The sequence below is a fragment of the Candidatus Steffania adelgidicola genome, assembly GCF_020541225.1.
Lineage (GTDB): Bacteria > Pseudomonadota > Gammaproteobacteria > Enterobacterales > Enterobacteriaceae > Steffania > Steffania adelgidicola.
In genome coordinates, this window is the sequence record NZ_CP045889.1 from 760,911 (window position 1) to 773,957 (window position 13,047).

Here is a 13,047-nt window from a genome sequence, read left to right on the forward strand (position 1 = left end):
AGATTTGATAGAAAAAACTATAAAATAACTAGCTGATATGGTTAATGTAATTTCAGATGTGGACGGATCACTCGATTTATTCTACCCACAATTATCATCAACCCTGTTTTGATATACCCATGCAGTGCGATTTGGTGCATGCGGTATAGTGCAATATACACAGTGCGGGCAATATGCCCTTCTATTATCATAGAACCACGTATTAAGTTACCCATTAGACTACCGAAAGTACTAAACCGCGATAATGAAACCAAAGATCCGTGATCTTTGTACCGAAAAGACTTCAGTGTTTGCTTTCGCAATAGTGCTAAAATATTTCCATAAACATATGAGGCCATTTGATGCGCCGCTTGTGCACGAGGTGGTACTGTTCCTCCATTAGGCAGTTTGTAAGCAGCGCAGTCACCAATGGCGAAAATATTTGGATCACGCGTGGTCTGAAGGGTAGAACCAACTACCAATTGATTAATTCGATTGGTTTCTAAATCAGCTAAATCTCTTGTTAAATCAGACACTTTAATACCTGCGGCCCAGACCATTAATTCCGCCTGAATATATTCACCATCCTTTGTATACAGCCCCTCTACATCTACCCTAATAACCATGGTTTTTGTTAAAATCCTAACGCCAAGCTTACTTAACTCCTGATGTGCGGCAACGGAAATCCGTGGGTGGAGAGCTGGAAGAATACGGTCGCCAGCCTCCACTAACGTAAGGCTTAACGCCTGGTGATCTAAACGTGTAAAACCATACCTATGTAACTGTTGTACAGCATTATGTAGCTCAGCCGATAATTCAACACCAGTCGCTCCGCCTCCAATAATAGCAATGTTCACTTTCTCTTCTAGATTTCCTGGGGCAGAAAATTTTAGAAAAAGATTAAGCATCTTATTATGGAAACGTTGTGCCTGCCGTAGATTATCGAGAAAAATACAATGCTCTTTGACGCCAAGAGTGCCAAAATCATTAGATACACTGCCTATCGCCATTACTAGTATATCGTACTCCAACCAGCGGTGGGGTACTAGTATTACCCCATGATCATCGCGAATTTCATCAAGAAAAACCAATTTGTTTTCTCGATCGATCTTACTCATGCAACCGAGCTGAAACTGAAACGCATGATTGTGAGCATGAGCCATATAACTGAGAGCTTCTATTCCTTCATCAAGCACTCCAGTTGCTACCTCATGCAGCAGTGGTTTCCAAAGATGGCTATGGTTTTGATCTACTAGAGTAATATTTGCTCGCTTGTAACGTCCTAATTTTCGTCCTAGGCTAGTTGCTAATTCTAGACCGCCGGCCCCACCACCTATAATGAGAATTTTTTTTAATCTTGTGGTCACAATGCCCCCTAAACATAAAACAGTCGTTAACCAAGTTATAACATTGATTTTAATAGCGAGAGTGTATTATTGAGAGAATAATCCAAGAGATAATTTTGTCATATCAAAATTCATATGAATCATTTTCTTCCTGTACCCGATAACTTGAGGTACCTGGTTACCCGGTATTTTCGCCAGGGGTTAATGGTTCATATATGCTATAAATAAAGGAAAATGTTTTTTTACATTTATAACATTCCTACTCATCCCAGGTACTTCTATCGAATGCACAAAGTTATATAGAAATTAAATGCCCGAATATTATACTAAGGCGATAGCGGTTGTATGACATACCAGAAGGTAGCAAGAATTCTGTCTCAAGCATTCAACTTTTACTGTATGGTAATATTGCATAGACTACAATAGCGTTTTCATCTTGAATATTGATTCAAGTTACCACTAATTATAAGGATCGAACTAATAAGTTCGTGCCTTATTAAGGTCTTTAGTAGAAAAGTAAAGGCAGTCTTTTGATATATTAATTCAATTGTTCGAGCATCCTCTACATTTTTCAATCTAGGATTGAGATCAGATGGTATGGTATATTGTCTGGTTTTTTTATATTTTTTCTAATCGCATGTTTTCTAGAGAAAATATTTTTTTATAACTCATCATTACGCGTTGTTGATGCTGGAAAATAGATTTGAATGATACCCAGTTAAAATCAGGAAAAAAGGATCCAACGTCTGTACTACTCTTCGTTTTATAGAAAAAACAAATACACTATTAATTCCTACAATTATATAGCTATGAAAGCTAGTGCAAGGTAATTTTATTTATGAGTAAGCTTCTCGATTTTAAGCAAAATCACTCTAAGAATTTTATTCTATGATTAATTGTAAGGAAATCTAATGTTTTTACCTAAATGAAAAGTCATTCAATCCAAATTGAAGCATGGTGGGATTCAGAAAATCCATTTAAAAACATTAATTAATATCAATAAAGAAAACATTTTTATTTTAAAAAACACAATAAGTAATAGTATTATCTATGTGTGATACTAATCAACGATTAGTACAGAGAGGTAATTACACTTAGAGGAGATGAATCTAAGCAAACACCTTGTATGAAATCTCGTGCTCATCTTGAAAATAACTGTTGCCTAGCTTTAGATAAGCTATCTTCATAAAAACTTAAGTTTAATTATGCTTTGTATTGATTATCTTATCATAAACAAGGCTTAACTAATAGTTAATCATCAATATCATAATATTTGAGATAATAATATATTAAAACCAGCAAGTGAAAGGTGGTCCCCCCCCTCGGGCTAATAAACACTAAAACCAGTATTACTATTGATACCTTATAGCCTCTTTATTTTCCAGTCGTAGGGATAAATCAGTGGAATAAATCCAATTCTCATCTGAAAATATTGCGCCATGTGAGTGGTCTTCGTATTCAACAGAAATTCCCCTCCTTCCTTATATTTCCTCTATGAGTTATATACACACATTTACCAGTTGAAAACTACTGAGGTAATATTTTCCAGCGCTAGACAAAGCAGTATTACTAGCGATACTGCCATCGGATATTATCCGAAGCTAACGAATCTAATGCCTTAGAACAGCTCACGCCTATTTATTCCGATGCTACCGCTAATTTTGGGTGAATATGATGCATCCCAGAAAAGGTTTTCTTAAAAAGACGCACAGGATGCGCTACAACCCAGCAGAAGCTATTTTCTCTACCAGAGAGCAGTCGCTATTGCAAATAATAAGCAGTTAGAATTACAACTTAAAGTTTTCAATGTGCTTCTTTTTATTTGTGGCTCCTGGTATTATATACTGGATATTCCGATAATCCTGCCTCGGTATCCCCTTTATCCACATTATATGCTTATATCTAAACATATAACCGCTTATTTTGTTATACCCCCCTTTCACTATATTTATTTAAGTTTAGCAACCTCTTGCCATATCAATCAACATGACTAGTATATGAATTCATCAATATCATACATGACAAATAAAAACATTATAAAACATATTTTATGGTATATCATCGCATTGATCGATACCTGCTAACTGGGGGGAATTGCGCTACGGTGGGGCGAATATATCAGTGCACTATAGAAAATAGTATCCTCAATAGGAGTCTATCTAATTACCTATCACTACTAACGTCTGCATGCCCCCCAATCATGTAATACGAGTTGATCCTGCTCCTGCTACGCTAGGAGTTCTGAATAACGATGGTTTCAATTATATCCCAACATACCGCGAAATATATTATTTAGGTACTATTTTACCGCAATATCCGGTGCTCGCCCTCTAGTGCAGTCGGGGGCTTGCAACGCAAGGATAGATTATCTTCCTGGTGCATTATAGCTCCCCATTCGGAGGGGGAAAGATGGCCTGCGCTTTTCAAGATTTCTTTTTCTGCTGCCTATCAATTCGGCGTAATGGTATTTGCTCTCGGAGAGAGCGTCAAGGGAGAAATAAAGCGGATATCTGGCGCGATCGCGTTATTTGACTATTTTATTATCATGATTATAGGGAGAAGTATCAATTATAGACATACTCCTAGTATGATTATTAATCTAGTTTAGTGCTCCCATTGCCTCAGATCCTTATTAGGAAACAGTGCTATCTTTTAAAGATAGCACTGTTTCCTATATTCTAATAAGCTACGCATTCGTATCGGAACTATTGCCTGTTTAGTTAATACTGGCGCCGCGGGATTACTTAACTACTTGGTGTTTATTACTATTACCGGCGGCGCCGTATCCGGATTTTATGCACTCATTGCCTCTGGTATGATACCTAAACTTTTAACCAATAAAATAACACATATTTTATCGGGTATGATGCGATATTGATGGAGCATTTTGTTGCTATCAAAACATGAATAACCGCATCGCTTATTAAAAATAACTATATGTCGTGATTAATTCCCCACCATTATCCCTCGATATTATCATGTCTGACCTCCAGTGCTCAGTAGCGAATACACATGAATCATCATAACTTCTCTACAAGAAGTAACGTCTCAAACAGCGACTAGAATAAGAAATTGAGAATGTAGGATTTCTCTAGAAGAAACCCTACAAACTTCGAAAGAAATGGATGAGCCATCCATCTTTAATCATGCCTAGGTTCACCGAACCTTAGCAGTGTGGATTGGAAAGGTATTGCATGAAATTTCACCTACCGAGAATATGGAATTCTGGTATTTTTTTTTAAAAATTCTATTTAAAGCACTGTCTATCTTAAGAGAACTAGATGTCGGAACTCGAACTGGTCGCTTTATATTGCAGGCTCTTCTTGGAATTTTATTGCCACAGCGATATAAGATTAATTCTTAGAATGTGAGAATTATCAGTACTACTAGCTGTTTTGGGAGTGCAGGGGTATTTTCTTTATCAAAGACTCCAGGACTCTCGTTGTGGTGGGGTAAAGAGTTTTTGTCTATTTTTTGGTGTTTCTAATCAAATATAGCTACGGTAGCGATGGTGTTAAGTATAGTGGAGGCATTATCAATGATGTAACTGTATTCGTTATATACGGATAACGCTGCTACCGCTAACATAGCTGGTAATCTGTACAACTTATTAACTCGATCCGACACTGTTCAGTTAAAATCCGAAACTGGAAGTTTTATATATCTTTCCCGTCCATACAACCATCTTCTTAGTGAAGAAACATCAGCCTTAGCAAGAATGAAATAAATAACATGCCGAATTTTGCGGTTAATAATTATGCTCATACTCTCCTGATAGCATCTTTTTCTAATGGAAGTCTACAGCATTTTTTTATGGTATTAAAACTATCCTACAGGCACGACGCTTCACATTTCGTACCGATAAAGACACTACTTTTAACTCATTGCCGGAAAACAGCGTAAACTCTCCGGAAAACATTAACTGTATGTTACACAGGCAAGCGCACCACGCCTGTGAGACCATGTCTACCACCGGGGTGTCTCAAGATAATCTTCTCTCAGATGTTATTAGGAGGTAACAATATTCCGATACTTAGTAATGGCAGGGAAAAAACTTTATTAAGTTACTAGAATGCTGATAGACGTGCCGGATTATAATTATAATCTCGAACATATAATTATATATCATCCTGATACACTACCGATAAGTCATAAAGAGTGCTTCCCGGGACATCAAGAAAACAATTACGGTAAATTGGTAACAATGGTTTTATATTCTATTAATTATCTAAAATTACGAAATAATTATGTTACTATTTATAATAGTATATTGATGTTTTTCTTGTTTTATCTCAAACGATTTTGCTGTGAGAGAGTTCAATAGCTTTTCGCATAAAAATAGACCGAAAAAATTCAATTCTAAGTTTAATCAGAAGAATCTATCCAATAAAATCAATTTTGATTACTCTATAGAGACTGATAATACAAGACCAGTATTGTACTGGGTACCCAGTATGTTTTATTTATTCTTATTTTAGGTTGAATTCTAGCGAACTGGATACAAAATTATCCACCAGATATTTTAGTATGCTTTCTATATATGTATAAGATCTCTTAATTATCTCTTTAATTTTTAGATGTGTTCGGTAGAACTAGAAGTTTTTATATTATAACTGATATATAACGTATTTAATATATCTTTTCCTAATAAATAAAATCGTTGCTTTAAATTCCTTACATTAAAGATTTATTATATTCATAATAGACTGCTCAAGAATTCCAGCCGACATGTTAAAACCAACAGAGAACTACGCCTAACTAGGATGCCTTAGCATGAAGATACACGATAAAACTATAAACTCATCGTGAATAAAACGAAAGGTTTTTGTAGAACAAGGTTCGTATCTTTTAAAACAGATGACTGTTTTATCTAAACATAATCCTTTCCTATCCGATGCAACAAAAATCATTTGTTTGAAAACAATTACTTTTCTATCATCTTGAATCTGAGGAGACCACGTCAGTAATTTTTTTCTCATGTAAGAAAAATTTTCAAATTTATATTGAGTAGATAAATGCCATGATTATCAATAAAATCTCAATGAAAAATTCAATTTTTGATGCTTTAAAAAAACAATATCACTACTTTAAATATCAACTATGGGTAGAATCAGAGCAACGAAACCAGTTCGGCGGGACTTCTAAAAACTATAGAATAAAAAATCAAACCAATTAATTAATAGTGCTATTCTGAAATTTACTCGAAAGAAAAAGTACCATTTCACAATCAGGTAATTATTTAGTAATTATATTTTCATAATTAATATGAACTATTAAATTAATGTAGGATTATAGTAATAATTACACGAAATACTAATACTTAATTATCCGAGATATAGTGTATAAGTTTGTACTGGTTATTCAGCTGTTTATTTGAATTTTTCAATACAGAAAATATTATTAGATGCTATCTAATTCTATTTTTGATATTCTTTTCAGTATTAAAAACAGATCATATTACAATCTGTTAGATATGTAATACAGTTACTTTAACATGAGTAAAACACCTTATGTCTAGTGACTATACAAATAACCTACTCTAATAAAATGTTATCTACTGATCACGGATTAATCATTAAATATTTTTAAACTTTATCTAAAAGTCTCTATTTATTTTCTTATTATAAGCAAAAATATATAATTGTTATCGTGTCATTTAAAAAACCAGCCTTCTTCTTGTATTATGGTATACAACCACCTAATATTTTCATGTAATCGATTGGATTTTATTATGTTTTTATAAAACATTATTCTCTTAAGCTAAGAGCTTAATCCATAAATTCAATCCCAAAAGTTTATTAAACAACCATAAATAGCCTGTAATACTGAATTTAACCTACCATAAACTATATGCATGATAAGAGAATATCTTAAGAAAATATAATTCTTTTCCTCTAAAAAAACACTTTCAATTCCTATCCCAAGATTCGCCGATGTTCATGGTAAGTCTCCATGTACCTAAAGACGAATTAACAAGACATCTAGAAGGATCCTTTATTACCTAATTTAAATATTTAGTGGATGCTAACATGTAATATTGATTATTAAGACTTGATATTTTTATCCGTTTTCTATAGAAACTTAAAATTTCATTCTTTAAATTATTTCGAATAAAATAAAATACGCGGAAAATTAGTATTACACAATGACAAGGATATGGACATGGATATGGTTTCTTGTTGACACTGTACCGCTGTTCCGGTACAATTTCTTTGTTCCTCTGTAGTTCAGTCGGAAGAACGGCGGACTGTTAATCCGTATGTCACTGGTTCGAGTCCAGTCAGAGGAGCCACTACATATCAGAGGCCTACAGGGGCTTTGATAACCGGTTCTTTTCCCATAGTTCCCAGGTGGGGGTTAGAGCACAGTAACTGCGGATCGGTTGTCCAAACCGGTAAAGTGCGTAGCATATTTCTATCCTTGCAGATAAAATCCCCCGCATAGTTAATGGACATCTGCCGGATGTCATCCGGTGGATATAAGTTCAATGTTAAGGGTGCCTGGTTCTCAAGATAACGACGATATAACGTTAGTGCCCCATTTGCGCCGGTTAACTTGGCAGGACCATTATTATCACGCCCAACCCATGCAATAAACACCTCTTTCCCATCGATACCAGCAAACCAACTATCACGTAAATCGTTAGTGGTTCCAGTTTTTGCAGCTAGATGAGAAAATGGGAACTTGAGTGATAACGCACGAGACGTCCCGTTTGACATCACCTGCTGCAGCGCATACAACGTTAAGTAAGCCGCTTCTGCAGGCACCACTCTTTCCGATTGAGGAAAACTTTGATAAACTACGGTGCCATCTTCACCTATCACTGATCGTAAAGCTGACAGTGTAGCATGGTTACCGCCGCTAGCGATCGTCTGAAACTCCTGAGCTACTTCTATGGGAGTCAAACTGATAGCCCCAAGTAACATTGAAGGAACCGGATTCAGTACAGAAGACGGAATGCCTAACTTTACTAGTGTCTCAGTAATACGACGAAGCCCGACGGAAAGACCGAGATTGACTGTAGGCACATTAAGCGAATGACTTAATGCATCAACTAGCATCACCTTACCGCGGAATTTTCGATCATAGTTTTTAGGTGACCATGGATTTCCGTTCGCTTGATCAAGCGTAATCGGCTCATCAGCAATCCAGGTATTAAGCCGATATTTATCTGGTTCGCTCAAGGCAGTCAGATAAGTGGCTGGTTTCGCTAGGGATCCAACTGAACGTCTTGCCAGCATTGCTCGATTAAAACCAGCAAACTGCGGTGCTGCCCCGCCAACTATAGCGCGTACTTCTCCGCTGAAACGATCTACGATCACTATAGCAACTTCAAGATCCCTAACGCCACGGATATTACGTAACGCGGGTACACCCACCTCTACCGATCTTTCTGCTGCATCCTGTGACAGCGGATCCAGAGTCGTGAAAATCTTAACGCCGGATAACTCCTTGGTTGCTTCGCCCAGTTTTTTTTGTAGCTCTTCACGCACCATCTGCATAAAAGCTGGTTGCGGGGTCATGGCACCTCCGTGAGGCTTTACCCCTAACGGCCGGACGCTCAATATATTATATAACTTACTTGTAATAATATGTTGATTTTCTAATAATTTTAAAACTAGATTACGCCGCTCTAGCGAGAGCTTAAGATTTCGCCAAGGATTATATAGCGACGCCCCTTTCACCATCCCGACCAGCATTGCTTGCTGATCAAGACTTAGTTCATTCACGGGACGGCCGAAATAATATAAACTAGCTAACGGAAAACCGCGGACTTGATCGTTTCCACTCTGACCGAGATACACCTCGTTTAGATACAGCTCCAGGATATGATCTTTGCTATAGCGGTAATCGAGGATCATCGCCATATACGCTTCATTGACTTTACGCCATAGCGAACGTTCCTTACTTAGAAACAAGTTTTTCACCAACTGCTGAGTCAGCGTGCTTCCTCCCTGTACCGCATGTCCGGCAGTAATATTCACCAAGAAAGCGCGGCAGATTGAGGACACACTGATACCACTATGTTTATAGAAATTGCGGTCTTCAGTAGCTATTAAAGTATTTACTAGTAAAGATGGGAAACCGGTGCGCGGCAAGAACAGCCGTTGTTCGCCCTGGGGCGGTTGCAGCATAGTGATTAATCGGGGATCAAGACGAAAAAATCCGAAATTGCGGTGGGTATCCTGGTTTTTAATCTCTAGAAGATGGTTTTTAGAAAACTTCATAAGAGCATGGATTTTCTCCTCTTTACCGTCAGGAAAATCAAATGACCTGCGACAGAGTTCGATGACATTAGTATGCATTGTAAATTCTCCCGGAAGGGTAATATGGGAAACCTCCCGGTACTGCATGCTTTCTAGCAAAATGCCCATATCACGTTGAGTATAGGACATGCCTGGATCTAGATTCACTATACGGCTATAGACCGCTGCCGGTAGCTGCCAGACTTTGCCATCGATACGGTCACGGACCTGCATATCTAAATACACGCCATATAAGACAATGAGCAGGACGAAAAACAGTATAATTCCTAGAAAATATCTATGCTGTCTGTGTTTTTTCTTTAGTGTTTTGTTTCGTCCTTTTTCCATACGTGTCGGCATTAAATACCCCCTCCTTTATTTTCATCCCGACAACACTATAGCGCGGACTCGCAGCCTGGATAGCTACCGAGGACATCTGATGGATTTACGATTACCCGCGATATTGTTCATGACTTATCTCTGCCTGAGATAACTGAAGCATCTATATCTCTATTTTTAGTTATATATAAGTTTTAAATTTATTCTAGGCTTAGTGCGCTTTATCAGCTATCCGTCCATCGGACCAATTTGATATTTTATCAGGTTTTATAAAACTTTACTTATATAACCACCTTCCTCCGTATTCAAAATATAATAATATTGATCTTCCTATGCGTCAGGCTTCTTATCACTCCCCCTAATACACTTGTTTTTGGTACTTGTCTAAAGTACCTGTAGTTTACGTATCAACTCAACTCTTGCTTTCTATCAAGAGTTGAGTTAAACAGATTCTGATCTAAGGACTGTATGAGACTTTTGCGATATTGAGAAAGACCCTCTTTTTTCTACAAAAGTCATCAGGCCTTACATTTTATAAATTACAATAGATATCTAAATGTAAAACCCCTCCAGAGCTAGCTAGACGAATCAATACATAATTAATTTTAAAGGGAAATCTTCTTCTTACGAGAAGTGAAAGGTTGATTGTCTAAGCCATGTTTCGGTAGTGACACATGAACTTAACGTCTGTGTTAACATTGGAATAATTACGTAAAGATAAAATAATTTGTTTTTCAGTAGAGTGAAATGACTGAATGTAACCTGCTGAGATATAGAGATATTTTTATTTACCTTCTCTAATAAAAAAGGTGATAACTTTTGAATATTTTAGGTCTGACTGTATATGAAATATTTATAATATTACATCGGTGTTTTTCTACCCGATATTATCCAGTTTATATATATTTATAAAAATGAATATACAAATTAAAAATAAAATTTCTTAATATATGTTTGTTCTGTGGATTTATAAAATCACGCGACTATCCAGTATTTAACACTTTTTTCACTAGCATCATATATCTTTATATGATAGCGACATCCATTATTAATCTCTTCTTTCTTTCTCATACGAGGTTCTGAGTTTTTTTCTCTAACGTAGAATATCTCTGCTAATCAAGCTTGTTTTTTTTGCCATTACTCTCTTAATTAATTTTCATTTCTTCTATTACCATCTCAAAATTAACATTTTGATGTAGTTAAACTAAATATTAAGTAAGTTGTTTATAATTATCTTTTTCAGAAAAGAAAGTTCTAAATAGAGAAGATTATTCACTCAGCATCGGAAACCTCCTGCTGCAGGAGTCCTTTTGAAGTCATGTATTTAATGGGAAATCGTATCAGTCAAAGGAATACACTTTAGACATTCTAGAAATTACAGAAACATTATACGAAAATAAATGAATTTATCGACATCATTTGAGTCTTTAAGTAATCCGTCTTCAAAGAAGCTATCAGCACCCTGATATAAGAAGATATCCCGAATAAAATTAGAAAAGTTTTTTTGCGGTTGCCAAGATATCACTGCGAAATGGACGTTTCATGTTTGCAATCGCATCAACAATATCATGATGAACCATCCGTTCATTCTGAACCCCGACACAACGACCGCCATAGCCCTGTAATAAAAGTTCAATAGAATATGCCCCCATACGTGAAGCTAAGATTCGATCATAGGCTAATGGCGATCCCCCACGCTGGATATGTCCAAGTACGGTAGCCCGAGTTTCTCGTCCTGTTTCTTTTTCAATATATTGTGCTAACTCAGCGACATTACAAATATGTTCCGTAATTGCGATAATAGCATGTTTTTTACCTTTAGCAATACCTGCTTTAATTTCGTAAACTAGGTCTTTCGCTTGAAATTTAACTTCAGGCAGTATAATGAATTCGCAGCCACCTGCGATAGCTGCTGACATAGTTAGATCACCACAATATCGACCCATGACTTCTACAATAGAAATACGCTGATGTGATGTAGAGGTGTCTCGCAAACGATCAATCGCCTCAAGAACAGTTTCCAACGCGGTAAAATATCCAATAGTATAGTCTGTTCCCGCTACGTCATTATCAATTGTTCCAGGCAGGCCAATACAAGGGAATCCCATTTCTGTCAGGCGCTGTGCCCCCATATAAGAACCGTCTCCGCCGATTACTACCAGTGCATCAAGCGCGCGTTTAATCATATTATCTATAGCAATAGCACGAGTATCTTTCTCCCGAAATTCAGGAAAACGTGCAGACCCTAGAAAAGTCCCCCCGCGATTAATCATATCTGAAACACTATAGCGATCCAGTTTTACCATCCGATTCTGAAACAAGCCCAAGTAACCGTCATATACTCCATAAACCTCTAGGTTTTCAGAAAGACCAGCACGCACAACCCCCCGGATAGCTGCATTCATTCCTGGCGAATCACCACCGCTTGTTAGTACAGCGATTTTTTCAATCATGATTACCTCTTTACTTAAGATGCCATGTATAGAACAAAATATATTTATGACTATTCTTCTACGAGAAACGGATATTGGTGTAAGTAAAGAACTTAACACGTTACTCACACTTCACTGATTCAGGTGGACTTTTATTCCAATATTCCGTGAATATATAGCCATTTTTATCCATGCATAATACTGTAAAAAAACACACCTCCGGTTATGCTGTAATTTACAGATAAACATTACATCCAGAAAATTATATCATCTCAATGAGACTAGCGTGACTACGAACAGAGTATCTTTATCTCAATGGATTTTTTCATTTTTTTGCTGGCCTCCATTTATATCCGACTGTGTGATAAAGATATAACTAATAGATCCATTATAACTGCATGACTCTTAATCCCTCCATGTTATATAGAGTCATATTAATACGAAGAGATAAAGTCAACAGAAAAAATATTATGATGCATTGTCTCCATAGACAAGCGACGAGAACTTATAAGATATTAATAAGACTTCAAATACATTAATAAAATTAATAAAGATAAAATCCATTTCGTCAAACTTTGATGTGTTCTCTGAACTAACGTTTATTAAGAAGGGATTGGTAATCTTTTAAAAAGATAGAAAAAATATCAAAGCCACACATAAGGTCTTTAAATAAAACAATATAGATATATTGAACTATAATACATT

Annotated in this window: 5 protein-coding genes, 1 tRNA gene and 2 pseudogenes; 4 read left to right on the forward strand and 4 right to left on the reverse strand. The window is 36.4% G+C overall.

Annotation, left to right across the window (positions count from 1 at the left end):
- Positions 1-41: 41 nt before the first annotated feature.
- Entirely contained in the window at positions 42-1,346 is a 1,305-nt protein-coding gene (locus GFK82_RS02140) for an NAD(P)/FAD-dependent oxidoreductase (RefSeq protein WP_226810306.1), read from the reverse strand.
- Between the two features lie 2,388 nt (positions 1,347-3,734).
- Between GFK82_RS02140 and GFK82_RS03955 the strand changes: the two genes are divergently transcribed.
- From GFK82_RS03955 to GFK82_RS04020, 3 genes and pseudogenes are all read left to right on the forward strand, one after another.
- On the forward strand, positions 3,735-3,857 hold the full coding sequence (locus tag GFK82_RS03955) for a hypothetical protein (protein ID WP_282100966.1): 123 nt from the start codon (positions 3,735-3,737) through the stop codon (positions 3,855-3,857).
- Positions 3,858-4,080: 223 nt separating this feature from the next.
- Positions 4,081-4,223 (forward strand): annotated as a pseudogene (locus GFK82_RS04075) (carbon starvation CstA family protein); the annotation flags it as partial.
- Between the two features lie 274 nt (positions 4,224-4,497).
- A complete protein-coding gene (locus tag GFK82_RS04020) occupies positions 4,498-4,689 on the forward strand; it encodes a carbon starvation CstA family protein (protein WP_420885609.1) in 192 nt (63 codons plus the stop codon).
- A gap of 447 nt (positions 4,690-5,136) precedes the next feature.
- On the opposite strand, the gene GFK82_RS02150 is transcribed toward GFK82_RS04020, so the two are convergent.
- Positions 5,137-5,289 carry a hypothetical protein gene (locus GFK82_RS02150; RefSeq protein WP_226810307.1) on the reverse strand — a complete coding sequence of 51 codons (153 nt, stop codon included), beginning with the start codon at positions 5,287-5,289 and terminating at the stop codon, positions 5,137-5,139.
- Between the two features lie 2,252 nt (positions 5,290-7,541).
- On the opposite strand from GFK82_RS02150, the gene GFK82_RS02155 reads away from it, so the two are divergent.
- A tRNA-Asn gene (locus GFK82_RS02155) sits at positions 7,542-7,617 on the forward strand.
- 7 nt (positions 7,618-7,624) lie between these two features.
- On the opposite strand, the pseudogene mrcB reads toward GFK82_RS02155, so the two are convergent.
- Positions 7,625-9,910, reverse strand: a pseudogene (mrcB, locus tag GFK82_RS02160) (bifunctional glycosyl transferase/transpeptidase); the annotation flags it as partial.
- Positions 9,911-11,400: 1,490 nt separating this feature from the next.
- Entirely contained in the window at positions 11,401-12,363 is a 963-nt protein-coding gene (gene pfkA / locus GFK82_RS02165) for a 6-phosphofructokinase (protein ID WP_226810308.1), read from the reverse strand.
- Positions 12,364-13,047 lie beyond the last annotated feature (684 nt).